The organism is Siphonobacter curvatus, assembly GCF_002943425.1.
GTDB classification, from domain to species: Bacteria; Bacteroidota; Bacteroidia; order Cytophagales; family Spirosomataceae; genus Siphonobacter; species Siphonobacter curvatus.
On the sequence record NZ_PTRA01000001.1, the window covers coordinates 2,319,381 to 2,344,773 of the forward strand.

Here is a 25,393-nt window from a genome sequence, read left to right on the forward strand (position 1 = left end):
GATACAACGCAACGGTCTTGTGGCTAGGCAAGTTCGTCGTTCGGTTAGAAATTACCGATGAAAATGTCATTAACGCAGGTTCTTAAACTTTTCTAATCCCGTACCTACGCCCTTAAAACCTGCTTTTACAGCCAAAAAACCTTACCTTTGCACCCGAATGATCCACTTTACAGGTGGCTTCTACTTATTTTATGAAAGCATATCGCATTTTATTGTATTACCTCTATACGCCCATCGAAGATTGCCTGGCGTATCGGGAAGAACACCACCGTTTTTGTCTGGAGAACAATCTGCTGGGCCGGGTAATTGTGGCTCCCGAAGGATTAAACGGTACGGTATCCGGACTGGCCGAAGATTGCCAGCGGTACATGGACTGGCTGCACGCCGACCCGCGTTTTGCGGCGATCCAGTTCAAGATTGAAGAACACGAGCAGCACGCCTTCCACAAGCTGCACGTACGGGTGAAAGAAGAAATTGTCAATTCCGACTTACCCGTCGATCCCCTCAAAGAAACGGGCGTTCACCTGGAACCGAACGAGTTTCGTAGGCTCATGAACGATCCCGACGTAGTGCTAGTCGACATGCGTTCGAACTACGAACATAACGTAGGGAAATTCAAGGGAGCCATTACGTTTGATATGGAGAACCTCCGCGAATTACCCGATCACGTAGCTGAGATCGAACACCTGAAGGGCTCCGGCAAGAAAATCATTACCTATTGCACGGGTGGTATCAAATGCGAGAAAGCCTCGGCGTATCTGCTCCACCAGGGTTTTGAAAACGTGTACCAATTGCACGGCGGTATTATCCGGTACGGGCTGGAAGAAGGCGGCGAAAATTTCGACGGAGAATGCTACGTATTCGATGGCCGAGTAACAGCTCCGGTTAATCACGTCAACCCAGAGATCATTTCGACCTGCCATGTATGCGGTACGACGACAAGTCGAATGGTCAACTGTGCGAATCCTGAGTGTAACGAGCATTTGCCCATTTGTGAGCAATGCGGCTGGGACATGGACGGGGCCTGCTCAGACACCTGCCGTACGCACCCCCGCAAACGTCCGTACAACGGTCAGGGCTATTACCCGAAAAAATTCGAAGATTATACGCCAGTTATGGGCTTTAAGAGTGCCCAGGGAAGCTTTAAAGTTTGAGGTTTAGGGTTTTGCGTTTGAAGTTTTGAGTTGGTTACCTGCCTGAGTTGTTGTTTTTATGGAGGAATGCGTTGCTCGTTGGCAAAGCAAGCTTCTCTGTTGGGATTGACAGCATGAGGGCGTTACTGACTCAAAACCCTAAACTCCCAACTCCTTTCTCAACACATAATCATTCATCCAGTAGCCTCTGCCGATGTAGTTGTCTTCTTCACGCGAGAACTCGAAGCCTAGTCTTTCGTAAAACTGACGGGCTGAGTTACTCCGGTTGACGTTCAATTCCAGAAAATGCCCGCCGCGTTGCAGAGCTTGCCGGAACACCTCCTCCAAAAGCTGCCGTCCGTATCCCCGCCCCTGCTGATCCGGTAGAAAATAAATTTTGTGCAGCTTGACGAGTTGATTTTCTTTGAGTTCAAAGGCCGCGAAACCGACCGCCGTTTTCTGGTTATCATAAGCCAATAGAAAAACGATTTGGTCTGTAAAGCTCTTCGTCAGGGTTTCTGTACTGTACATCCAGTCCAGCATAAACTGCGACTGTTCCTCGGAAAGAATAGCTCCGTACGTAGGACGCCAGGCGGCATAGGCAATGGATTGAATGGTGGAAACATCGGACGGTTGAGCAGTACGAATGTGCAGCATAGCGAAATAAAGTTTAAGGCAATCCAGCCACTAAGTTAAAAATTGCAAAGGCAGCTTTGCGAGTTTACGAATAGATTATGTCCGAAAAGAAACCCATTATTCTCGTCACCAACGACGACGATATTACCGCCAAAGGCATTAGTGTACTGGCTCAGGCGATGCAGGAACTGGGAGAAGTGATCGTCATTGCCCCCGACCGCCCACAGTCCGGACAAGGCCATGCCATTACCATCAACAATCCCGTTCGTATCCGGAAAGCCCGTTTCTTTAAAGATGCCATCGTGGCTTACGAAACGACCGGTACCCCCGCTGACTGCGTGAAGATGGGTAAACACCTCATTCTGAAAGATCGGAAGCCCGATCTGGTTGTCAGTGGCATCAACCACGGGAGCAATACGGCCATCAGTATCCTGTATTCCGGTACGATGTCGGCCGCGATGGAGGCTGCTATCGAGGGCATCCCGGCCATTGGTTTTTCGTTAGCCGATTATCACCCCGAAGCCGATTTTTCGCACACGGTCGAATCTATTAAAGCCATTGCCCGTCAGGTACTGGAAAAGGGTTTACCTAAGCACGTAGCTCTGAATGTAAATTTCCCGGCGAAGTCGGAGGAACCTTTGAAAGGCATTCGGGTCTGCCGTCAGGCCGATGCCCGCTACCTAGAAAGTTTTCAGCAACGCGAAGATCCCTACGGACGTCCGTATTACTGGCTGGACGGTGATTTCGTAAATTTCGACGAAGGTACGGATACGGATGAATGGGCCTTATTGAATAATTACGTTTCTGTTGTACCTTGTAAGTGCGATCTAACTGCTTACTCGACGCTGGAAGACTTAAAAAGCTGGGAGTTTTAACGTCCGGTTTCGCTCCCTGAACAATTCTTTCCTTTTCCCCCATTGAACGTGTATTTTTGAATTATCCGTAGTGTTTGAAATATATCCATGTAAGTTATGGCCGTACTCGGAAGTCTATTGAAAAGAGGTATTGGGTTGACAGGTACTGTCATACGCCGACGCCGAGTCAATGGATCGAAATCACAGCGTAAAGCCTTTATCAAGTTACTTAACAAAGCCCGCTATACCGCTTTCGGGGAGAAGTATTACTTCGAAGACATTCTTTCTTCGGCTCTTTTCCGCAAAGACAATCAGTTTTACGAACAGTACCGGCAGCACGTGCCCATTCACGACTACAACAAAATGTACGAGGAATGGTGGCACCGCACCAAGGAAGGCGAAAAGAACGTCTCTTGGCCGGGTCGTGTGAAGTTTTTTGCTCTTAGCTCCGGTACTTCTGAAGCCGCCTCCAAGTATATTCCCGTGACGAAAGACATGGTGAAAGCCATGCAACGTACCAGTATCCGGCAAATCATCGCTCTTTCCGAGTTCAAGGACCTTTCCAACGAGCTGTTTGAAAAAGGATACCTGATGCTGGGTGGCAGTACCGATCTAAAATTCAGCGGCCGTTACTTCGAAGGTGATCTGAGTGGAATTAACGCCTCCCAGATTCCCTTCTGGTTTGAACGTTTCTACAAACCGGGAAAGGAAATCGCCCGGATTCGCGACTGGGAACAGAAGCTTGACGAAATCACCAAGCAGGCGAAAGACTGGGATATTGGTTACGTCGTGGGCGTGCCCGCCTGGATTCAGTTGTTGCTCGAACGCATCATCAAGCACTATAAGCTTAAGCACATCCACGAAATCTGGCCCAATCTCGAAGTGTTCGGCTGGGGTGGCGTTTCCTTCGAGCCGTACCGGGTGGGCTTTGAGAAGCTGCTGGGAAAACCTATTACCTACATCGAGACCTATCTGGCCTCGGAAGGTTTTATGGCCTATCAGTCCAGACCTAATGCCAAGGGGATGCAACTGGCCTTGAATCAGGGGATTTTCTTTGAATTCATTCCGTTTACGGATGAAAATTTCAACGGTGAAGGCGAAGTAAAGCCCAATGCCAAAACCCTGATGATTGATGACGTGGAGGAAGGCGTAGAGTATGCCCTACTCATTTCGACCTGCTCAGGAGCCTGGCGTTACCTGATTGGGGATACCGTTCGTTTCACGGATAAAAAACGCTACGAAATCACCATCACGGGTCGTACCAAGCATTACCTGAGCCTTTGCGGGGAGCACCTTTCGGTAGATAACATGAACCGGGCTCTGGAACTGGCCTGCCAGGAATTACGCATTTCGGTACCCGAATTTACCGTAGCGGGCGTTCCGCACGATTCGCTGTTTGCTCACCACTGGTATGTGGGCACCGATGATCCAGTGGAGGCCCAGCAATTACGTAACCTCATCGATCAGAAACTGAAAGATCTCAACGACGATTATGCCGTGGAGCGTACGCACGCCCTGAAGGACGTCATGGTTACGGTCTTGCCCGTTCAGGCGTTTTACGACTGGATGGCATCGAAGGGGAAAATGGGCGGTCAGCACAAATTCCCCCGCGTCTTACGCAAAATGATGATTCAGGAATGGGAAGAATTTCTGGTGAAACGGGGATACGACGCTCCCGTAGAAGCCAACAAATGATCCGCTTTTTCCGGGAGAAAATGAGTATCGCAGAACCAGTTAAGATGCATTAATTCCCGCTGACATAATTCACTCAGGTACTGAGGAGCCAGTCCGTCTTTCACGAGGCGGACTGTTTTTTTTAAGTCCAGAAAACGCATTTCATCCGTCTGCGACTGTTTAGCACCCCAGTTGTATACGGGCAGCACCTGTACCTGCGTGAGCAGGGTTTTCTCCCGTCCGTTTTCCGTTCCTTTTTCAATGGTCAGTTTGAGCAAGGGTACCAGCCGGTCCCAGACAAAAATGTCGTAGGCTACGAAATCTGCCAGGGAGTAGATCGCAAATCCGGCTTTGGCTTCGCCCGTAAAGGGATCGTTGAAATCTACGCGTTCCATTGGTTGCGGATTGTGCGGGTGACTCCCCAGAATGATGTCTACGCCACACTCCCGGAAGACACGGTGGTAAATCTCGACCGTATGAGCCGAAGGATACGCCTGATACGCATTCCCCGTATGAAAGAGAAACACGACTACATCCGCTCCGTGCTCACGAGCGGCCTGTACCTGAGTTTTGATCCGGGAAACATCCGCTCCGGCCCGGTTGAGGCGCTCGTAATTAACCAGCCATTCCTTCCCCGCTTCGGTTTCGAATTTATTCAGATTCGATGTCCAGGATAAAAAGCCGATGCGGATGCCATTCCGTTCCAGGATTACGGGCTGATTGGCTTCTTCCGCCGAAGCTGCCGTTCCGGCATAAGCAACCCCTTTTTTGCGTAGAAATTTTATGGTTTCCTGTACGCCCGATTCGCCCTGATCCAAACTGTGATTGTTGGCCGTTGAGAGCAGGTCATAGCCCCTAAATGTTCCGTTCCCGGAAAAAATGCGAAACATTTCGTCAGAGCCGTTGAAATGCATATCGTTGAGCATGATCTCGGGTACGGCGGCGGCGGGTTTGTCCGCCACCATTGGCGTCTCCAGATTAGCCACTACCAGGTCGGCGTTAAAAAACCATTCGCCTACTTCATCCCACAAGTGTTGCGTAGCCTGCGGGTTGATTCGCTCGTACGGCATCAAATCGCCCCCCGCCGACAAGGTCAGTTTCGACTGGCTTTGAAAGGCTGGAGAAGGCGTAAAATCCAGCCGCTGGGAGCGGAAATGGGCTTGTAGCTTATCCTGCGCCTGTACCGGTGGAGCGATGTAGTATTTGTAGCCCAAATACGCCGCCCCCACGTAGGGAGACAGCTTAGGGTTTTCTTCGAAGTTGTTGAGAGGCACTTGCCACGTTCCTTTCCGCAACCAGTGCAAAGGACGGTACACCCGGGTGAGCGTGCGTAATAAACGTTCGCCCTTGGCCGTATAAGGCATGACAGGAAATACCGTCGCCTCCGAATATCTTTTTTTCATATTGATTCAAAACCGCTTCAGCCCTACGCCAAGGGATCTAGTGACCCATGATCCAAATTTCGAGTTGCCGGTACAACAGATACACGCCCGTACCGACAAATACGCATCCGCTTACCCGGTTGATCCACATGATGACGTTCTCGTTGAGAAAGCGTTTGATGCGTTGGGCAAAAAAGGCAATGGAAACCTGCGTCAGGAAAATCGCTAGCAAGCAGGCCGCAAAATAAGCAATCCGTAAGTCCAGGGCGTATTTTAGTACACCTTTGACGTAGGCTGATACGGATACCCAGATAATGAAATTCGCGGGATTGGTGGCGTTGAGAGTAAAGCCGATACTGAAGTACTTGAGAAAGCGGAAAAACTTACGTTTGGGTTGGGAAGTGGTCTCCTGCACACGGGCTTTACGAATCGTATTAATCCCCATGATCGTCAGGAAAACAGCTCCTCCCAGCCGTAAAATTGTATCAAAGTACGGGAAGTTGGGAATAAAGGAGGTACCCGTGAGAGCTACGAAAATGAAGATCGAATCACAGATGATTACGCCGAGGGAAATGCGTAAGCCGCTCGTCCAACCGTAATCAAGGCTATTGCGAATGAGGGCAAAAAATACGGCTCCTAACGTAATACACATCACAAAGCCCGACGAAAAACCGAGGAAAATTGCTTCCCAGAACTGCCAATTCATTTAGTAAAATTATTGCAATGATGTAGTGTGGTTGGGTGATAGCGTTTGAAAGGGTTTAAGGTTTGATGTTCGAAAAGTTTGAGGTTGAAGCGGAGAAGGGAGACGTTCTTTAGCAGTCACCACAATCTACCTGCCACTTACTCAAACCTTTCAAACCTTACACTAAATTAAATTCCTTTCAGCCGGGCGACTTTCAACAAACCGTATACACTCAGAGAGTCGGTGATGCGGTTATCCATTACCATTTCAATGGCTTCGCTGAGGGGTAGTCGCCAGATTTGCAGTACTTCCGTGTCATCAAATTCCGTTTCTCCCTGCTCCAGGTCCTGGGCTACAAAAATAAAGCCTTCTTCGTCGGTAACCGAATTAGAGGTATGAATACGGCCAATCATCTGCCAGTCCAGAGCGATAAGACCGGTTTCTTCCTTCAGCTCACGCTGGGCCGAGATCAGCGGATCCACGTCGATACTGCCGCCGCCCATGGGGATTTCCCAGGAATATTCTTCCAGTGGATACCGATACTGGCCCACCAGCCAGGTATAGCCTTCCTTATCAATGGGAATGATACCGATGGCCTTATTTTTGAAATGTGCGACCCCGTAAATGCCGGACGTACCAGCGGGGGTGATGACTTCTTCGTGACGAAGACGAATCCACGGATTGTCGTAAACGACCGTCGATGAAACCGTTTTCCAGGGAGATTGATCCGTTTGCATGGTGCAAAAATATACGATGACGGTAGAAAGGGCATTTAATTCCGTAATTTTGCAACTATTTCGCCCCCTGGCGACTTATAGTTTTTTCCCTAAGTCATGTCCATTAGTCGTAAACAGCAACTCATCTGGCTCTCCTTTGGCGTTAGTGTCATTTTGATGCTGCTCAAATTTGTCGCTTGGTGGCTAACGGGTTCCAGTGCCATTTTATCCGATGCTTTGGAATCGATTGTTAACGTACTGGCGAGTGGGTTTGCGACGTATAGCGTATACCTGGCCTCCCAACCCAGTGATTTAAACCACCCCTACGGTCACGGGAAAATTGAATTTTTCTCCGCGGGTCTTGAAGGCGTACTCATCCTGCTAGCCGGTATTTTCATCATCGTACAGGCCATTCGGCAATGGATTTACCCCGAACCGATTCAGAAACTGGATACGGGGATGATCCTCGTCGGTATTACGATGGTCGTCAATTACGTGGTGGGCTATTACGTTCAGAAAGAAGGCGAAAAGCAGGGTTCTCCTTCGCTCATCGCGGACGGAAAACATCTGCAATTGGACGCCTTATCCACCCTGATTTTACTTTTTGGTATTGGACTGGTATTACTTTCCGGCTTCGTATGGCTGGATCGTCTGATTTCGGTAGTCTTCGGGGTGATTCTGATTTTTAATGGCTTTCAGATTGCCCGTAAATCCGCGGGTGGTTTGATGGACGAAGCGGATGACTCTACGGTCAAACGCGTTGTGGACATTCTTAGGGATCATCGGAAAGACTACTGGATTGATATTCACAACCTGCGGATCCAGCATTACGGTGCCGATCTGCACATCGACTGCCACCTGACGCTCCCCTATTATTGGGATCTGGAGAAGGTGCATACGGCGGTACACGAGGTTGAGGCCATTTTGGAAGTGGAATTCAATTCCCGCGTGGAGATTTTCGTGCACGTCGATCCCTGCCTGCCCGCCTGCTGCCATCACTGTCAGTTAAAAGATTGCCCGGTCCGGCAGTTTCCCCGCAAAAAGGAAATCAACTGGACCCGGCAGAATCTGGTACTTAATCAGAAGCACTTTCTCGAAGCTCTCAAGGAGTAATTACTCCGTCAGCTCATCGTTTGCATTTTTCTGGATCAACCCTTGTAACTGCTTGAGCGTGGTTTGTAAGCCATCGTTTGAACCGTCCAGAAAGATGACGTTTCCTTTTCCGTGTTCGGCAAAGTGGCGAATGGCTTCTGTCCACATCGAGAACAGTACCAGCGAGGGGTCCATGTTGCGATCTTTCAGTTCCTGCACGGCCTGAGCCATCCCCTTGGAAACTTCTTCCCGGAATAAAGCAATCCCCTGCCCGCGTAACTGGGCGGCAACCCGTTCGGCTTCCGCGGCGATTTTAATGGCATTTCCTTCCGCCTCAGCTGATTTGGTTTTAGTAATCAAGAGAGCCTGTCCTTCGTTTTCGGCGGCGGCTCTCAGGTTGTTGGACGCCACGACCTGAGCCATAGACCGCATAATGGCCTCGTCAAAAGCAATGTCGTTCAGTTGCAGATCAATGAGGTGATAACCCCAGGTAACGAGCATTTCGTCAATCTCCGTTTTCACGTGAGCGACAATTTCCGAACGCAATGCCAGAATTTCGGCCTGTTTCTTGGTGGCGACATAACTCCGGATGGAACCTTCGATGGTTCGAATCAAGGCCTGCATCAGACTCCGCTGATCGACGAACTTAAAGGCTACGTTCTGGATGGCTTCTTCCGACTGATTGAGTACCGAATACACCAGCATCGCTTTAAATCGCACATTCGCCTGATCGTTAGTAATGGCCTGAAACTCCAGTTCTACCGATTGATTCTGGATGGAAATACGACGGTAAACGTACTCAATAAAAGGAATTTTGAAGTTTAAACCAGGCGTCATGACCCGCTGATATTTTCCGAAAATAGTAATGACAGCAACGGTTCCCTGCTGTACAATCACGACGGACAAAAACACAACCAGAGCGATCAGCCCAAAAAATACAAAAGCACCAGGTACAAAGGTCATAGTAGTAGTGGTTAAAATAGAATAACCCAAAGGTCCGTATCCAGACCACATGTACCATACCCAATTTAAGGCAGTCGAGATTTTTTCGGGGTAAATGGTCAAAAATCAGTACAAAAAAAACGTCTGCTGGTCAGCAGACGTCTCAATAAGTCTTTATCGGGTTATTCTTACAATTGCAGGTACTTTAAAAACTCCTGCTTTTTGGCTTCTTCTTCAAATTTACCCCCGTAAAAGGACGTCACCGTCGAGGAGGTCGGATCTTCAATTCCCCGCATGGACACGCACAGGTGACGGGCATCCATGAGTACCGCTACATCGGGCGTTTCGAGTACGCGTTGCAGTTCACGGGCAATCTGCACCGTCATCCGTTCCTGTACCTGCGGACGCTTGGCAAAGTGTTGAACCAGGCGGTTCAGTTTCGACAGGCCAATCACTTTACCGTTGGAAATATAGGCAACGTGAGCTTTACCAATGATGGGAACAAAGTGGTGTTCGCAATTAGAATAGAACTGAATATCCCGCTCCACGAGCATTTCCTGGTAGCGGTATTTATTGTCGAACAGCGTGGCTGCCGGCATATTTTTGGGATTGAGGCCGCTAAAAATTTCCTGTACGTACATTTTAGCTACCCGGCGGGGTGTACCTTTCAAGCTGTCGTCGTTCAGGTCGAGGCCCAGCGTGAGCATGATTTCCCGAAAATGTTCCTGAATTTTGTCGATTTTCTGCTCGTCGGTCAGGTCAAAGGCATCGGCCCGTAAGGGCGTCTGGACCGAAGTGGCAATGTGGTCTTCTCCGATTTCTTCGTCAGAAAATACGATTGAATTATCCGACAACAGGGTATTCAACGAAATTTCGTTCGGTTTCATACAAGCGAATTTTTAGGTCAAGCTGCGGGGCAAGTTTCGCCTTGAGCTTTTCGTAAATGACAATGGCAATGTGTTCTGCCGTAGGATTAAGCTGAGCGAATTCTTCGGTATCCAGATTGAGATTTTTATGGTCGAAGCGGTCGGTTACGTGCGTTTTGATCAGATCAGACAGATACTTAAGATCCACCACGTAACCCGTTTCCGGATCGATGGGTCCAGTTACCTGCACAATCAGCTCGTAATTATGACCGTGATAGTTGGGGTTGTTACACAATCCAAAGACGGCCTTATTTTGTTCATCCGACCAATTGGGATTGTGCAATCGGTGAGCAGCGTTGAAATGCTCCTTGCGGAACACCGCAACTCTCTTTTCTTGCATAAGCTATGGGTTTCAATCTACAGGTACTGGTTACGATCGGTGATGGAAAAGTCGTCTGAAAGTTTGTCAGCAACACTTCTGCCCATCAGGAAAGCGTGGTTTGTGAGTTCCAAATTAACGGAAGTCGGCAAACAAATGTTCCAGGACTTCTCTAAAAACTTTGATTTAGCTGATTTTCAGTGCTACAATAACCGATTGGCAAAACCCTGATTTAACCAAGGAATATTCGTTTTCAAACTTAAAATAAATGGCATGAGGTTTATTTTTGAATGGGTTTCCAAACGTTATTTGGAAGTCTTTATCCATAGAAAGCTCTATTTATTAAAATTATTTATAAATTCACGAACTTTTACAAACGCTATCACACACTCCATCATTCCCTTTCTATACCTAACTTTCTATGGCTCAACCAGGCAAACCGCAGTCGTATTTAGTCCCACTGCTTATTATTGGAGTCCTATTCTTCATTTTTGGTTTCGTAACCTGGGTCAACAGTGTGTTGATCGTATTTTTCAAAGAAGCCTTCCAGCTCAGTACCTTTTCCTCGAACCTGGTTGCCTTTGCTTTCTTTATTTCCTACGCTCTGATGGCGATCCCGTCCTCCTGGGTTTTGAAAAAAACGGGTTTTAAAAACGGGATGTCTTTCGGACTGATTACGATGGCCGTCGGTACGCTGATTTTCGTTCCTGCCGCCAAATCCGTATCGTACCCTTTGTTTCTAGTGGGTTTGTTCCTGATTGGTATTGGCCTTACGGTACTACAAACGGCCTCGAACCCTTACGTGACGATTCTAGGTCCCCGCGAAAGTGCCGCTCAGCGGATCAGTTTCATGGGAGTCGCTAACAAACTGGCGGGTATTTCCAGTCAGCTGATTTTTGGTAGCATTCTGCTTTCCAGTGCCGGAACCGTTTCAGCGGCGGCTTCGCTCGAAAAAGTGGTGACACCCTACATGATTCTGACGGCCGTATTGATTGTACTGGCCATCTGGATTCGGTTTTCGAATCTGCCTGAGGTTTCTGAAGAAGATGATGAAGTCGATACTACTCAGGCCGTAACGACTACGCGTACGAGCGTATGGCAGTTCCCCAACTTGGTGTTGGGTGTACTGGCCCTGTTCTGCTACGTAGGTGCTGAAGTTATTTCCGGGGATACCATCATTAACTACGGTAAGTCCATTGGTTTCAGTAATGACGAGGCTAAGTATTTCACGGCTTATACCCTGTACGGTATGTTGGCTGGCTACATTCTGGGTATTATTCTCATCCCTAAATTTCTTTCCCAGCAACTGGCCATGCGTATCGGAGCCATTCTGGGTCTGGTACTTTCGGTGGGAGCTATCTTCACAACGGGTTTCACTTCCGTACTTTGCATCGCTTTGATTGGCTTTGCCAATGCTCCAATCTGGCCGGCAGTTTGGCCGCTGGCTTTGAATAAACTGGGTAAGTTTACCAAGTTCGCTTCGGCATTACTTATCATGGGTATTACAGGCGGTGCCATTCTGCCTCTGCTGCATGGCTACTTAACGGATACAGTTAGTCCTCAACTTGCGTATGGTATGCTTATTCCCCTGTATGCTTATATTCTTTACTACGCCTTGATCGGTCATAAAAGACAGTCTTGGTAAGAGTAGCAAGATAAGATCAGCAAAAGAGGCCGTTTCCTAAAAGGAGCGGCCTCTTTTGCTGATATACAGCTTCTTACAATACCTGACTGAATATACATTCATATATTTGGCATATATTCAGCGTAGAAATGGGGCTAAAATAAGCGTAACATTCCAAGAACAATTCACCCGAATGAAGCGTTAAGAATTCGGCGAGAATTTCTAAAATTCCGTGGCTATACGCCTCCCCCCTGCTACCTTTGTCTTACGAGCGTTTTATTTTTTACATGGAAGTCACTTCGGAACTACAAATGCCTGATTTAATGGCAGCTGGATCAGAATATTGTCAATCATTAACGGCTTACTCCCGCCGACCAACCACGCAGGTTCGGGTCGGTGATTTGTGGATGGGATCGGATTACCCTATTCGGGTGCAGTCCATGACCACCATTGATACCATGGATACGCTGGGTTCTGTCGAGCAGTCCATCCGAATGATTGAAGCGGGATGTGAACTGGTTCGGATTACGGCTCCAAGTGTGAAGGAAGCTCAAAATCTGGACAATATCCGGAAGGAACTGAACCGACGCGGCTACCGGACGCCCATTTGTGCCGACATTCACTTTACGCCCAACGCGGCTGAACTGGCGGCTCGTCTGGTTGAAAAAGTCCGGATTAACCCCGGCAACTACGCCGATAAGAAACGTTTTGAGATTGTAGACTATACTGAAGCCGCGTACCAGGCCGAAATCGAGCGAATTCGTGAAAAGTTTGTTCCGCTGGTACGCATCTGCAAAGAATACGGAACCGCCATGCGGATTGGTACCAACCACGGTTCGCTCTCCGACCGCATCATGAGCCGCTACGGCGATACGCCCATTGGCATGGTGGAATCGGCACTAGAGTTTTTACGCATTTGCGAGGACGAACACTTCACGAACATTGTGATTTCGATGAAGTCGTCCAATCCTCAAGTCATGGTTGAGGCGTATCGCCTGCTGGTAAAGAAATTAAAGGATGAAAACCTGCAACCTTACCCCTTGCACCTGGGTGTAACGGAAGCGGGCGAAGGCGAAGACGGTCGTGTCAAGTCAGCCATGGGTATCGGTACGCTGCTAGAAGACGGCCTGGGCGACACGGTACGCGTGAGTTTGACGGAAGATCCCGAATTTGAAATTCCCGTCGCTCGTACACTGGTAGATCGCTATACCGAACGGGCAGCGACGGCACAGCCGATTGAAGCCGTTACGACGTCGCCCATCAATCCGTTTGCGTACACCCGCCGAATCACGGCGGAAGTCGAGAATTTCGGCGGCAAGAATGTACCCCGGGTAATTGCTGATTTTTCAACGCAACAAATTACTAGTCCGGCGGATTTACAGCCGATTGGACATTTCTATTTGCCCGCTACGGACAAATGGGCCATGAACGATCTGGGAGCGGATTACCTCTATACGGGTTCCCGCCCGGTACCTTTTATGCTGCCTAACGGCTTGAAGGAGCTGATCGATTATTCGGCCTGGCGTACCCTTGACAAGCAGGCTCATACGTTTCCGGTCTTTACTACGACCGAATATCTGACCAGTATTCAGGAGCAACAGGCTTTTCCCTTTCTGCACGTAGTTCGGCTAAGTCTGGCTGATTGCCAGGGGGATTTACTGGGTTATTTACAGGAAGATCCGTATGCTGTCCTGCTGGTTGAAACGACCAACAGCCACGCCATGCCGGAGCTTCGTCGGCTATTCTTCAAACTGATTCAGCAACGCATTAACCTGCCCGTGGTCATTCAGTGGTCGCAGGATCAGACTACGGCGGACGCCACCACGCTCTACGCGGCTACCGATTGCGGCGGACTTCTCGTGGATGGTCTGGGTGATGGTCTAATGCTCAAACCTTCGGTCGAGAATCCCGGTCAGCAGAGCAAATTTCTGAATTCACTGGCGTTTGGCATTTTGCAGGCGGCCCGTACCCGGATGAGCAAGACGGAATACATTTCCTGCCCTTCCTGCGGACGTACGCTGTTTGATTTACAAGATACCACTGCCCAAATTCGTCAGCGTACGGATCACCTCAAAGGCATTAAAATCGGCATCATGGGCTGTATTGTCAATGGTCCGGGCGAGATGGCCGACGCCGATTATGGCTACGTGGGCATGGGCGTCAATAAGATTGCTTTGTACCGGGGTCAGCAGGTAGTGAAACGCTCCGTACCCGCCGATCGGGCTCTGGATGAATTGATTGAATTAATGCGGGAAGATGGCGTCTGGCGGGAACCCGAAGCAGCATTATTGGTTTAACAGATAAGAAATAGACCCCAGAGAATCTTTTCCCAGGGTAACTATTTTACCTGAACAAGCATACCATGGAAAGCAATCGCATCAAAAATCAATTTAAACTCGGAGAAGCCTTTCGATACTTTTTTCGGGTTTTTGGAAAGAAAGATCCTTCTCGACCGGATAGTTTCAATCTCCGCATGATGCACGGCATCAACCGGATTAGTATTATCATGTTCCTTTTTTGTCTGGTGGTGATGCTTGTGCGTGCTCTCACCCGTTAAGACCATTTATCCGTTTAAGCGTGTGGATTTAGAACAGTTTCGCGAGTATTGTCTTCGTAAAGCCGGAGTGTCGGAAGAAACGCCCTTTGGCCCCGACACACTGGTGTATAAAGTCATGGGAAAAGTATTCGCTCTGACTTCGCTGGATGCCGAAGAGTTTGCGTGTAATTTAAAATGTGATCCGGAGCGGGCGTTGGAGTTACGCGAGCAATACGACTGGATTGTGCCGGGTTATCACATGAATAAAAAACATTGGAATACGGTAAAAGCCAATCGAAATCAGACCCTTTTCCGTGAATTGATTGACCACTCGTACGCGTTAGTTGTGGCGAGTTTACCCAAGAAAGTACAGGCTGAGCTGGCTCAGTCGCTCAACGGTTAGTTCAGTATATGGAAACCATTGCTCTCATACTATTACTGATTCCCTATGTAATCATCCGGTATTTTACGGAAGATCATGACACACCCGCCGATAAAGACCGCAAACGCTTTGCTGAGGGTATTGAATTGGTGCAGAATAAGCAATATGAGGAAGCTCACGCGTACTTTACCTTGTTAGTCAATCGGTATCCGAAATCGGCCGTTGCTTATCTATATCGGGGTATTTGTAACTATTACCTGAGCAACTATTACTCGGCTTTATACGATTTTACGCACTCTTCGGCGTACGATAATACCTTGTGGGAATGTTTTCTCTACAAAGGACTTTCTCATTTGGAACTGGAAGAAACGGATCAGGCCTTTCTGGAACTGGACAAAGCCGTGTGGCATTCCCGCTCGGAGAATGCCAATGTCCTCCGTTTTCGGGGGGAAGCCCGGTACCGTCTCAAACAATTCGATTCCGCTCGTATGGATTGGGAACAGGCTGCTCAGCTGGGTGACGAAAATGCGGCTTACTATCTTCAAACGCACTTTGGCAAACCCATTCAGCTGCGGAAATAAGGGCTTTTGCTTAAATTGATTTTAATTTTCATTCTTTTTTCAGGGATAGGGTTCAAATGTCAGGTCTTGACAGAAAGAACGCTATTCGTATGAACGCCACCTTATTGTCAGTCAAGCCGTTCCTGAGCGAAGATTTCCTCCTTCAAACTGAAACCGCTCGTACCTTATATCATGATTTTGCCCGGGCCATGCCCATCATTGATTACCATTGCCATCTTCCACCCGACCAGATTGCAGCCGATAAAAATTTTTCTAATCTGACGCAAATCTGGTTGTATGGCGATCATTACAAGTGGCGAGCGATGCGTACCAATGGCGTAGCGGAACAATACTGTACGGGTGATGCTTCGGATTTCGAGAAATTCCAGAAATGGGCCGAGACGGTTCCGTATACCATGCGGAATCCACTGTACCACTGGACTCACCTGGAGCTGCAACGGTATTTTGGCATTGACCGGGTACTGAATGCGGCCTCAGCGAAAGACATTTACGACGAAGCCACCGCCCTGCTCAATACACCGGACTATTCCGTACGGAACCTACTTCGCCGTATGAATGTAGAAGTGGTTTGTACAACGGACGATCCTTCCGATGACCTGAAATACCACCAGCAAATTGCCGCCGAAGGTCTTGACTTGAAAGTACTCCCGACATTCCGTCCGGACAAGGCCATGCTTTCCATTGATAATCCGGCGGAGTTTAACGCCTACGTTGATAAAATTGAGGCCGTTTCGAACCTGTCGGTTAGTACTTACGATGAATACGTAGCGGCTCTGCGGCAGCGTCATAACTTCTTCGCTTCCTTAGGCGGGCGTTTATCTGATCACGGCCTGGAGCAGGTTTATGCCGCTGAATACACTGAATCTGAGATTCGTACCATTTTCGCCAAAGCTCGTAGCGGCCAGTTGCCTACGTTTGAAGAACGGCAGAAATTCAAATCGGCCATGCTGATTGAGTTTGCCATCATGGACTGGGAAAAAGGCTGGACGCAACAGTATCACCTGGGAGCTTTACGGAATAACAACACGCGTCTGTTACGTGAACTCGGCCCCGATACGGGCTGGGACTCCATTGGCGATTTCCCACAGGCACGTTCGTTGAGCACGTTTATGGGTATGCTCGATAATGAGAACAAACTAGCAAAGACGATTCTGTACAACCTGAATCCGGCCGACAATGAGGTGTTTGCTACGATGATCGGAAACTTCAATGATGGTACCACACCGGGTAAAGTCCAGTGGGGCTCGGGCTGGTGGTTCCTGGATCAGAAAGATGGCATGGAAAAGCAAATCAATGCCCTCTCTAATATGGGCTTGTTAAGTCGCTTTCTAGGTATGCTTACGGATTCCCGCAGCTTCCTTTCCTATCCCCGTCACGAGTATTTCCGCCGTATTCTGTGTAACATGATTGGTAACGATGTGGAAAATGGCGAGTTACCGGCGGATATCGAATGGCTGGGTCAACTGGTGCAGAACATTTGCTACCGCAACGCGAAAGAATATTTCCAGTTTTAATAGGGTTTTGAAGCCTATAGTTAAAAAGGCCTGCGATATGCAGGCCTTTTTCTGTTATCGGTTTCCCCGGCTAGCTAATGCAGCCGCTTTTTGAAGAATTTGCGGGTTATTCGATTTACTTCGCAGATACGAAGCCAGGTACGAGCATTCAGCTGGGCCAGGTCCGCCCACTTTCTCGTACCGATTGATTCGATCGAGCAATTGTCCCCACCGCTGAGCCCGAACCAGGGCATTCAGGTCTGGTATCAGAGTTCGGTTTTCTACTGATTTTGCATCCAGTCCCAGGGTAGTCAGATACGAACCAATTTTCTGGATTCGTTCCGGAGCCATAAACGCCGCCCGACCTGCGTACAAGGTATTCATCACAATAGATTCCCCAGCTTTCGTCACTTCCTGCGGAGGATATTTCCCTTTGTACACCGCTAAATGCGAAATGAAGTACGTGAAAAGTGGATTCTCCGCATCCATTACTACGTTTTGCAACGCCGTGAACGCAGGTTTGCTGGTGTACGCACTGCTGGGTAAGGCTTTAGCATACGCCTGCATGACCTGTACATTCGCTACCGTGTCCCGGACGATTCGCGTAAATGAGCCATACTCTAGCAAAAAGGCAGTGCTACGTTCTCCCTTTTTAAAACGATTAGCATACGCACTGCCCCGCTTCGTAGCATCCAGAGCCGTATTGGCTACGCCAATCACCTCTTTAGCTGAATTACTCACGTTCTGAGCATGTAGTAATTTCACGTCCGCATCAAAAAATAGGAACAGCGGCAAAGAAGGCACTACCAGGTGTTGCTTAGCCAGAAAAGCCTGAGCCTCGGGTGAATTAATATCGAGCTTGTAGCTTACGAAACGGGCATTGTAAGCGGCCCCTACTGAGGCTTGCTGAAACGTGGGTTTAAAGCTTTCGCAAACGTGGCAGGTAGGGGAATACACTTCCACGAAAACTGCCTTTTTTTGAGCTTTCGCCTGCGTGAAAGGCGTACGGAGATTACCCAGAACAAAGGATACACCCTGAGCCCACACTGACCCCATCAACAGACTGAACCAGCCAATAAGCAGGGCCTTTTTCAGGTTTCCCATGCTCGTTTATTTACTGTTACGCTGCAATTCTTCCAGTTCAGCCTTTAGGTTACGACTTAGAATTTTGCAAACGTCGTGAATCTGTTCAGCCATTTTTTTGTCACCCGTGGCAGAAATTACAGAATCAGCCACACCCGACATAATTTCGATATAGAATTGCTTCATATCTCCTACTTCCATGTCTTTGGTCCACAAATCCAGTTTCATCGTTGCCCGGTGATAGCGATCCCAGGTAGCAATCGAAATGGCTTGTGTATCATTGAGGCCCTCGTTCGGGTTATCCGAAGCGTCCCAGTAGATCTTATTGGGAACGTTATTCTCGTCAAGCTCAATGTCGAAATGGATTTCTGCTTTTTTCATACAATATGGCACAAGGCCCGTTACAAAGAATTAAATCAGGTAAGTAAAGGGTGAAAAATCCTGATAAGTTCCGGAGATGTTTTCCGTTTCTAATTTTCCGTTTCCAATCCCATTTCTTATCGTGAGAATACGGGTTCTTTCGCTACCCCCCTACTGCTGCCCAAACACCTTCTTCAGCAAGTCCGTAACGCGGGCGGCGGGGTTCTCCCGAATTTTTGCTTCTTCCTGTTCGACTAGCAGAAACAATCCGTCAATGGCTTTACGCGTGGCGTAATCATCCAAGTCAGGATTGAGTTTTTGCGGTACCAGAGGAATTTTATTATAGGTCGTTACAATCGTTCCGTAATACCGGGTAGCCTGCGTCTTATCAATAGATGTTTGAATAATCGGATTGAATTCCTTGTAGAGGGCATCAAACGATGTACGCTTCAGGTACTCAGTGGCGGCGTTTTTCTCTCCCTTCAGAATCGAAATAGCATCCGTAATCGTCATTTTAGTAATCGCATCCACGAAGATAGGAAATGCTTTCTTGGATGCGTCCTCGGCTCCCCGGTTTAGCGTCAGAACAAACTGATCGACCTGTTTGCCTAAGCCTATTTTCCGTAAGGTTCCTTCTACTTTTTGTACTTCGGGAGGGAGCAAAATTTTGATGAGGGCATTTTTATAAAACCCATCCGTTTTTGAAGCTTGTTCTGAGCCCTTTTTAATACCCAAGGTCAAAGCCTCTTTCAACCCATTCGCAATCTCGTCCGAACTGGATGTCCCCTGAGAACCTTGTTTTAGTATACTGCCTGCTTTTTCTAAAATCCCACCCCAACCACTTTTACGCTGCGTATTTTGTGTACTATCGCTTTGAGCCTGAGCTAACTGTATGGATAAGCATACAACAAGTAAACTTCCTATAACCTTTTTCATTGGGTTTCTGTTCTAGTAGGTGGTTGTAGATTTAAACGGTTAAACCTCGTTTTTTATGTAGTTTTAAGCCGCAAAAATAGATCAAAATCGAAAACATCACATCAGACTTTCGATAGTCCAGCTGCGTAAGGGTACTCAAGAATCTATGCCAGTCCCCTACTTTCTTGATTATTGACATTCAAGTTTACTCTCATGAGACCCGTTACGGCAGAAATTATAACGATTGGCGATGAAATCCTTTTTGGACAAATCACCGATACAAATACGCAATGGATTGGGGCTGAATTGTCAGCTATCGGCGTACGTACCGTTCGCAAAAGCTCTGTCGGTGACCAGCGAGCCGCTATTTTGAGTATTTTGAGCGAAGCCGAACAACGAGCTGACATTGTCATATTAACGGGCGGCTTAGGTCCTACCAAAGATGACATCACCAAAACTACCCTTTGCGAATACTTTAATACTGGTCAGGCCATCCACCCGGAAGCGTTAGTATTCGTAACCGAATTTTTCCAGAAAAGGGGGCGGGAACTTACCGAAATTAATAAGTTACAGGCGTCTCTCCCCCTGAATGCCACCTACCTTCCCAATACGCGGGGTACGGCTCCAGGCATGTGGTTCTATGAACGCGGTACGGTATTTGTTTCATTACCCGGCGTTCCGCACGAAATGAAGGGTCTGATGACGGATGAGGTGCTACCCCGCATTAAGTCGACGTTTCCCCTGCCAGTTATTCACCATAAAATGCTGCGTACCATTGGTATTGGTGAATCCTTTCTGGCCGAACGTATCGAAGCTTGGGAAGATGCATTGCCCTCACACATCAAACTGGCGTACTTACCTTCGATGGGTATGGTGAAACTTCGGCTGACGGCCACCGGCGAATCGCTGGAGGTCCTGCAAGCAGAAGTGAACGCCGAGATCGCTAAAGTTTTACCGCTGATTTCTACCTATGTGTATGGATACGACGGCGATGAGATTGAAGACGTAGTAGCCCGGTTACTACGTGAATCCGGCCATAGCTTGTCCATTGCCGAAAGCTGCACCGGCGGGTACCTCTCTCACCTGATTACAAAAATTCCGGGAAGCTCAGCATATTTTCAGGCAGGCGTGGTGAGTTATTCCAATGCGGCCAAGATGAATACGCTCGACGTTCAGTCCGCTACGCTGGAGAACTACGGAGCTGTTTCAGAGCCAACGATCCGAGAAATGGCCGAAGGCGTACGCGAACGCTTCGGAACTACCTTCGGACTCGCTACCAGTGGCATTGCCGGTCCCGACGGCGGTACTACCGAAAAACCCGTAGGAACCATCTGGATTGCCCTGGCATCTCCCGAGCAAACCATTACGAAAAAACTGACTTTAGGGGGTGACCGTCTACAGAATATTCATCAAACGGCCCTTTCTCTCTTAAATTTGTTGCGGAAAGTGCTAGTTGGCCTTCCCTTGGATTAATACGTAAATCGAGCTAAATCACTAGTAATGTTGCTCGAAATGCTAAACAGAATCAATCTATGACTGAGATTCTTATGCCTGCCATGGGCGAAAGCATTCATGAAGCCACCGTACTTACCCTGCTCAAAAAGCCCGGTGATCGTGTGGAAATTGATGAACCTTTGCTGGAAGTGGCGACGGACAAAGTAGATACGGAAATTCCGGCAACCCAGGCGGGTATTTTAAAAGAATGGCTCGTGCAGGAAGGCGATGTGGCTACCATTGGCAAACCCATTTGTCGGGTCGAAACCGATGCCGCAGGCACAACATCTTCAGAATCTCCTACACCGAAAGCTCCTGAAGAAATAAACGATACGGAGGAAGCCGCCAGTTACCTCGAAAATCAGGTACAGACGGCCATCAGTGAACCCGTTCGGTCGGAAGGCACTCCTCAAGCGGGACGGTACTATTCGCCGCTTGTACTAACGATCAGTCAGACGGAGGGGATTTCCATGGATGAACTGAATACCGTTCCCGGTACGGGCGTGGATGGTCGGGTCACCAAAAACGATATGTTGGATTACGTCGCCCGACGGTCAACGCCGTCAGCCGCTCCTGAACCCAAACCAGCTCCAGTAACATCAGCTCCCGCCGTAAGCAAGCCAAGCTTTAGTACGGGTGACGTAGAGATTCAGGAAATGGATCGCATGCGGAAACTGATTGCGGAACGAATGGTGGATTCCAAACGCATTGCTCCGCACGTCAGCAGTTTCGTCGAAACGGATATGACGGCCATTGTTCGCTGGCGTGAACGCATGAAGGTTCAATTCCAGAAAGAATATGGAGAAAACCTTACCTACACCCCGCTACTGATCGAAGCCGTAGTGAAAGCCATTAAGGATTTTCCGATGATTAACAGTTCGGTAGACGGCGACCGTATTCTCATTAAAAAAGCTGTAAATGTAGGTATGGCCGTGGCTTTGCCCAGTGGTAATTTGATTGTACCGGTGATTCACAACGCCGATCAGTACAATTTGGTGGGATTAACCAAGAAGATCAACGACCTTACCAAAAGAGCCCGCGAGAACAAACTGAAAGCTGACGATCTGGCCGATGGTACGTATACCGTTTCGAACATTGGTACTTTCGGAAATCTCATGGGTACGCCCATTATCGTACAGCCGCAGGTAGCCATCATGGCATTCGGAGCGATTCAGAAGAAACCAGCTGTCATTGAAACGCCCGAAGGAGATCTGATTGGCATTCGTCACAAAATGTTCATTTCCCATTCGTACGACCACCGGATCGTCGATGGTTCACTGGGCGGGCAGTTCGTAAAACGCGTTTCGGATTATCTGGAAGCGTTTGATGCAGATCGTAAACTGATTTAGAAGCCACTAACGCTAGTAAAAGGGAAGAAGGAAGACTGAGTTAATAGTCTTCCTTCTTCCCTTTTTATACCTACTTTGATTTTGTATTACATTCCTCTGTTTCAGCTTTCATGATAGAGCACCGTATTACTACTGAATTGAAAGTAAAGGGTTTAAAATAAAAAGGGCGGCTTGATCAAGCCACCCTTTTTAAGTAATCGTATCGTATTCGCTTACGCTTCTACTTCCTCCTGAGCCCGAACTTTTACGGGTTTTAGACGGATGATCTTCATCCAGTGGAGCGTTTTGATGACCGGGTAGGTAGGATCAAATTCGTACCACTTTGAAGCAAAGTTTACCTGGTTAGGCAGTTTGTGGTGGTTGTTTTGGAACAACTCGCCCATCATCAGGAAATCCAGTACCAGGGAGTTTTTCGATTTATCGTTGTTGTCGTAGTTCTGATAGCCATACTTGTGACCGCTCCAGTTTACGATTGCTCCGTGTACGGGACCCATCAGGAAGTGAATCGGCAACAGGAAGAAAAACGCCCAGTGCATATCAAACCAGATGAATGCGGCAATGTACAGCAAAGAATAGGCCGTACCCCAGCCAATGCGTGAAATCCAGGAATCACCCATTTTTTCGATCGTGCTCCAGTACGGATAGTTTTTATCGAACTGAGGCTCAACTTTCGTACGACCAAACAAAATGGCGTTGTAAATGTCTTTTGTCTTCCACATCATCGTGAAGACGTTGGTAGAGTTGTGAGGTGAGTGCGGATCACGTGGTCCGTCGCTAAAAGCGTGGTGCATTCGGTGCAAAATCGCGTATCCCTTCGGGCTCAGATAGCTGGATCCCTGTGAGATGTAGGTGAGCAGGTAAAAGAACCGCTCCCAGAACTTATTCATCGTAAACATCTTGTGAGCAGAGTAACGATGTAAGAAAAAGGTCTGGCTAAAAAGCGACAGGTACCAATGAATGATGAACGCTGGAAGAATGAGTTGCATTTCGGCAGATTTAATGAAGTACCAAGTACAAAGTTAATAGTCTAACCTAAGCTTTGAATACTTAGTTGCAAAAGTTTATTTTTTTTTGAAAAAATGGATAAAAATCCTGTTCAAATCACAAATTTAATGCTAAAAAGTGGTCATGGCGTAATAAACCAAATTCGCCCCCATTTGTAGAGCTTTCTGCCGGACGGGTTCCGGATCGTTGTATACGCTCTGATCTTCCCAGCCATTTCCCAAATCACATTCGTAACTGAAGAAGCAAACCAGTCGCCCTTGCCAAATCAGACCGTAGCCTTGTGGAGCTTTGCCGTCGTGTTCGTGCACCTTAGGCAACCCGTTCGGGAAGACGTATTTGGCTTTGTACAAGGGATGATTAAAGGGTACTTCCACAAAATTCAGCTCAGGAAATACCTTCTTCATCTCGCGGCGAATGAATTTTTCCAAGCCGTAATTATCGTCGATGTGCAAAAATCCTCCGGCGACGAGATACTTACGAATATTTTGAGCTTCGGCGTCCGTGAAAACGACATTACCATGACCCGTCATGTGTACAAAGGGGTAATTAAAAAGCTCGGCACTCCCTGGCTCCACGATATCTTCTTCGGCCGCAATATTGGTTTTAAGGTTCTGATTGCAAAACTTGATCAGATTGGGCAAAGACGTTTTGTTCGCGTACCAGTCACCACCGCCCCCGTACTTTAGCTTGGCAATGCGGATCGTTTGGGCCATCGCTGGTAACGTGTTCAGACAAAGGCCTGCCAGCCAAAGGACCATGAGCATTCCGAGTCGTTTCATGCCTTATTGATTAAGTAAATCCAGCGTATGTACTGCAATGAGGCCAGCGGTTTCCGTACGGAGCCGGCTTTCCCCTAAACTAACGGCTAAAAATCCTTTTTCTTTTGCTTCCGCAATTTCCTGTGTGGTAAAATCTCCTTCCGGACCGATCAGAATCACGTAAGAGCCGCCCGGCGTAGCTCGATATTTGAGCAGCTGGCGATCTTCATTTTCCAAATGAGCAATCAATTTCTGGCGATCGGCGGGAAGATTTTCCAAGAATGCGTCCCAGGGAATAAGGCCTTCTACCCGCGGCATCGTCAGTTTCAGGGACTGTTTCAGAGCTGAAACTGCAATTTTTTCCAGTCGGTCCAGGTGAATGGATTTTCCTTTCCAGTACCGCTCATCGGTACGACGGGTACGGATAAAACTCACCTGGTCTACGCCTACTTCCACGCATTTTTCCAGCATCCATTCGATTCGATCCAGATCTTTGGTAGGAGCAATCGCCAGATGAATGGAGAACGACCGTACCGTAGCCTCCTGCTCCACCGAGCGGATCCGTACGGAGCAGCGTTTAGGATTGGGATCGACGATTTCGGCTTCGTAGCGGAAACCCTTTCCGTCCACAATTTTCAACGTATCTCCCGTTGATAAACGAAGCACTTTTACCGCGTGCCGTGACTCCTCTTCTGATAAAAATAGCCGTTGCTGAATATCCGGCTCATAAAATAAGTGCATAGGTACTATAAAGCCGCAGCGAGTTTTTGTACTCACTGCGGCATACGATTATTCTTCTTCGAGACTTTTAAAGGAATAAAGCGTTGTGTCGAGTTCTAACTGACCGGACGTGAAGTCTTTGATGAAGTTTTCGATGACTTCGTCATTAACGGCTTCTACGTTCAGGCAAATATCAAGCTCGACGCTACCTTCTTCGCTGTATTCCGTCTCCAGGTGCTCCGTTACCTTGATTTCTTCGTTTTCCTCAAGCTCTTCAATGATTTCTGTAATCAGCAGTTCTACTTCTTCATCCACTTCATCGTTGGCCTGATAGGTCTCATCTCGCTGATCCAGAGGTACGTACAGGGGATGTTCCTGCATAGCCTGACGCTCGGCTTCTTCGTACACCAAACTGCTGTGGTGTAAACGTAAGGTATACAAAACGGCGTCGTAAATTACTTCTTTTCCTTCGTGAACCCCCACAAACTGGAAATGAGCGAACTCATCGCCCGTGGGCTCGTCCATATCAGGGTCTTCCGTATAAATGAAAGAGTGGCCGCTCGAGCGGATTTCGTCTTTCAGTTGCTGAATGTCTGTAGAGGAATAGCCGGAGTTTTCTGCGGTCGGCATAAGGGTGTAAGCATTGGTTTGAAAGCCAAAGTACGAAAAAAAAGCCCGCAGTCAAGCGGGCTTTTCTCGATTTTTACGCAAGAATTTGTTCAAAAATGACTCCT

General features: G+C 48.1%; 26 protein-coding genes. 12 read left to right on the forward strand and 14 right to left on the reverse strand.

Annotation, left to right across the window (positions count from 1 at the left end):
- Positions 1–191 precede the first annotated feature (191 nt).
- Positions 192–1,154: an oxygen-dependent tRNA uridine(34) hydroxylase TrhO gene (trhO, locus tag C5O19_RS09645; RefSeq protein WP_104711673.1), complete on the forward strand. Its 963-nt coding sequence runs from the start codon at positions 192–194 to the stop codon at positions 1,152–1,154.
- A 138-nt stretch (positions 1,155–1,292) separates the two neighbouring features.
- On the opposite strand, the gene C5O19_RS09650 is transcribed toward trhO, so the two are convergent.
- The gene (locus tag C5O19_RS09650) at positions 1,293–1,790 is read right to left on the reverse strand and encodes a GNAT family N-acetyltransferase (RefSeq protein ID WP_104711674.1); all 498 of its coding nucleotides are present in this window, start codon (positions 1,788–1,790) and stop codon (positions 1,293–1,295) included.
- A 77-nt stretch (positions 1,791–1,867) separates the two neighbouring features.
- Here C5O19_RS09650 and surE point away from each other — a divergent pair, with 77 nt between their 5' ends.
- Together surE and C5O19_RS09660 are read left to right on the forward strand one after the other, a co-directional pair.
- On the forward strand, positions 1,868–2,644 hold the full coding sequence (gene surE, locus C5O19_RS09655) for a 5'/3'-nucleotidase SurE (protein WP_104711676.1): 777 nt from the start codon (positions 1,868–1,870) through the stop codon (positions 2,642–2,644).
- A gap of 96 nt (positions 2,645–2,740) precedes the next feature.
- Positions 2,741–4,318 carry a GH3 family domain-containing protein gene (locus C5O19_RS09660; protein ID WP_104711678.1) on the forward strand — a complete coding sequence of 526 codons (1,578 nt, stop codon included), beginning with the start codon at positions 2,741–2,743 and terminating at the stop codon, positions 4,316–4,318.
- Here C5O19_RS09660 and C5O19_RS09665 read toward each other — a convergent pair.
- The 3 genes from C5O19_RS09665 to C5O19_RS09675 all read right to left on the reverse strand — a co-directional run bounded on the left by C5O19_RS09665 (position 4,255) and on the right by C5O19_RS09675 (position 7,101).
- On the reverse strand, positions 4,255–5,700 hold the full coding sequence (locus C5O19_RS09665; RefSeq protein ID WP_104711680.1) for a CapA family protein: 1,446 nt from the start codon (positions 5,698–5,700) through the stop codon (positions 4,255–4,257). The two genes, C5O19_RS09660 and C5O19_RS09665, sit on opposite strands and share 64 nt — an antisense overlap.
- A 37-nt stretch (positions 5,701–5,737) precedes the next feature.
- On the reverse strand, positions 5,738–6,385 hold the full coding sequence (locus C5O19_RS09670) for a LysE family translocator (RefSeq protein WP_104711683.1): 648 nt from the start codon (positions 6,383–6,385) through the stop codon (positions 5,738–5,740).
- A 167-nt stretch (positions 6,386–6,552) separates the two neighbouring features.
- Entirely contained in the window at positions 6,553–7,101 is a 549-nt protein-coding gene (locus C5O19_RS09675) for an NUDIX domain-containing protein (RefSeq protein WP_104711685.1), read from the reverse strand.
- Between the two features lie 96 nt (positions 7,102–7,197).
- Here C5O19_RS09675 and C5O19_RS09680 point away from each other — a divergent pair, with 96 nt between their 5' ends.
- Complete coding sequence (locus C5O19_RS09680; RefSeq protein ID WP_104711687.1) at positions 7,198–8,193, forward strand: cation diffusion facilitator family transporter; 996 nt, start codon at positions 7,198–7,200, stop codon at positions 8,191–8,193.
- On the opposite strand, the gene C5O19_RS09685 is transcribed toward C5O19_RS09680, so the two are convergent.
- From C5O19_RS09685 to C5O19_RS09695, 3 genes are all read right to left on the reverse strand, one after another.
- Positions 8,194–9,135, reverse strand: a complete 942-nt coding sequence (locus C5O19_RS09685; protein ID WP_104711688.1) for an SPFH domain-containing protein — start codon at positions 9,133–9,135, stop codon at positions 8,194–8,196. It lies immediately after the preceding gene.
- A 167-nt stretch (positions 9,136–9,302) separates the two neighbouring features.
- Positions 9,303–10,001 carry a GTP cyclohydrolase I FolE gene (gene folE, locus C5O19_RS09690; protein WP_104711690.1) on the reverse strand — a complete coding sequence of 233 codons (699 nt, stop codon included), beginning with the start codon at positions 9,999–10,001 and terminating at the stop codon, positions 9,303–9,305.
- A complete protein-coding gene (locus tag C5O19_RS09695; protein WP_104711692.1) occupies positions 9,958–10,380 on the reverse strand; it encodes a 6-pyruvoyl trahydropterin synthase family protein in 423 nt (140 codons plus the stop codon). The genes folE and C5O19_RS09695 overlap by 44 nt, the downstream gene beginning before the upstream one ends.
- Before the next feature lie 400 nt (positions 10,381–10,780).
- On the opposite strand from C5O19_RS09695, the gene C5O19_RS09700 reads away from it, so the two are divergent.
- The 6 genes from C5O19_RS09700 to uxaC all read left to right on the forward strand — a co-directional run bounded on the left by C5O19_RS09700 (position 10,781) and on the right by uxaC (position 16,996).
- Complete coding sequence (locus C5O19_RS09700; RefSeq protein WP_104711694.1) at positions 10,781–12,004, forward strand: sugar MFS transporter; 1,224 nt, start codon at positions 10,781–10,783, stop codon at positions 12,002–12,004.
- A gap of 302 nt (positions 12,005–12,306) precedes the next feature.
- Positions 12,307–14,280 carry a (E)-4-hydroxy-3-methylbut-2-enyl-diphosphate synthase gene (ispG, locus tag C5O19_RS09705; protein ID WP_104714028.1) on the forward strand — a complete coding sequence of 658 codons (1,974 nt, stop codon included), beginning with the start codon at positions 12,307–12,309 and terminating at the stop codon, positions 14,278–14,280.
- A 65-nt stretch (positions 14,281–14,345) separates the two neighbouring features.
- Positions 14,346–14,540 carry a DUF6728 family protein gene (locus C5O19_RS09710; RefSeq protein ID WP_104711695.1) on the forward strand — a complete coding sequence of 65 codons (195 nt, stop codon included), beginning with the start codon at positions 14,346–14,348 and terminating at the stop codon, positions 14,538–14,540.
- Between the two features lie 22 nt (positions 14,541–14,562).
- Positions 14,563–14,922, forward strand: a complete 360-nt coding sequence (locus C5O19_RS09715; protein WP_102199735.1) for an MmcQ/YjbR family DNA-binding protein — start codon at positions 14,563–14,565, stop codon at positions 14,920–14,922.
- An 8-nt stretch (positions 14,923–14,930) separates the two neighbouring features.
- On the forward strand, positions 14,931–15,482 hold the full coding sequence (locus tag C5O19_RS09720) for a tetratricopeptide repeat protein (RefSeq protein WP_233207717.1): 552 nt from the start codon (positions 14,931–14,933) through the stop codon (positions 15,480–15,482).
- 89 nt (positions 15,483–15,571) lie between these two features.
- Positions 15,572–16,996, forward strand: coding sequence for a glucuronate isomerase (uxaC, locus tag C5O19_RS09725; RefSeq protein WP_104711697.1), 1,425 nt, complete (start codon positions 15,572–15,574; stop codon positions 16,994–16,996).
- Positions 16,997–17,050: 54 nt separating this feature from the next.
- Here the strand turns inward: uxaC and C5O19_RS09730 are convergent, their stop codons facing one another.
- The 3 genes from C5O19_RS09730 to C5O19_RS09740 all read right to left on the reverse strand — a co-directional run bounded on the left by C5O19_RS09730 (position 17,051) and on the right by C5O19_RS09740 (position 19,354).
- Positions 17,051–18,079, reverse strand: a complete 1,029-nt coding sequence (locus tag C5O19_RS09730; RefSeq protein WP_104711699.1) for a thioredoxin family protein — start codon at positions 18,077–18,079, stop codon at positions 17,051–17,053.
- Between the two features lie 6 nt (positions 18,080–18,085).
- Positions 18,086–18,439 carry a gliding motility protein GldC gene (gldC, locus tag C5O19_RS09735; protein WP_094809018.1) on the reverse strand — a complete coding sequence of 118 codons (354 nt, stop codon included), beginning with the start codon at positions 18,437–18,439 and terminating at the stop codon, positions 18,086–18,088.
- Positions 18,440–18,589: 150 nt separating this feature from the next.
- The gene (locus C5O19_RS09740) at positions 18,590–19,354 is read right to left on the reverse strand and encodes a DUF4197 domain-containing protein (RefSeq protein WP_104711701.1); all 765 of its coding nucleotides are present in this window, start codon (positions 19,352–19,354) and stop codon (positions 18,590–18,592) included.
- 192 nt (positions 19,355–19,546) lie between these two features.
- Here C5O19_RS09740 and C5O19_RS09745 point away from each other — a divergent pair, with 192 nt between their 5' ends.
- Positions 19,547–20,806, forward strand: coding sequence for a competence/damage-inducible protein A (locus C5O19_RS09745; protein ID WP_104711703.1), 1,260 nt, complete (start codon positions 19,547–19,549; stop codon positions 20,804–20,806).
- A 59-nt stretch (positions 20,807–20,865) separates the two neighbouring features.
- A complete protein-coding gene (locus C5O19_RS09750) occupies positions 20,866–22,176 on the forward strand; it encodes a dihydrolipoamide acetyltransferase family protein (RefSeq protein WP_104711705.1) in 1,311 nt (436 codons plus the stop codon).
- A gap of 212 nt (positions 22,177–22,388) precedes the next feature.
- Here C5O19_RS09750 and C5O19_RS09755 read toward each other — a convergent pair whose 3' ends face one another.
- The 4 genes from C5O19_RS09755 to C5O19_RS09770 form a co-directional block, all read right to left on the reverse strand.
- Entirely contained in the window at positions 22,389–23,162 is a 774-nt protein-coding gene (locus tag C5O19_RS09755) for an acyl-CoA desaturase (RefSeq protein ID WP_104711707.1), read from the reverse strand.
- A gap of 129 nt (positions 23,163–23,291) precedes the next feature.
- The gene (locus tag C5O19_RS09760; RefSeq protein ID WP_104711708.1) at positions 23,292–23,960 is read right to left on the reverse strand and encodes a DUF4159 domain-containing protein; all 669 of its coding nucleotides are present in this window, start codon (positions 23,958–23,960) and stop codon (positions 23,292–23,294) included.
- 3 nt (positions 23,961–23,963) lie between these two features.
- Positions 23,964–24,680: a 16S rRNA (uracil(1498)-N(3))-methyltransferase gene (locus tag C5O19_RS09765; protein WP_104711710.1), complete on the reverse strand. Its 717-nt coding sequence runs from the start codon at positions 24,678–24,680 to the stop codon at positions 23,964–23,966.
- 48 nt (positions 24,681–24,728) lie between these two features.
- Positions 24,729–25,289: a hypothetical protein gene (locus tag C5O19_RS09770; RefSeq protein WP_104711712.1), complete on the reverse strand. Its 561-nt coding sequence runs from the start codon at positions 25,287–25,289 to the stop codon at positions 24,729–24,731.
- Positions 25,290–25,393 lie beyond the last annotated feature (104 nt).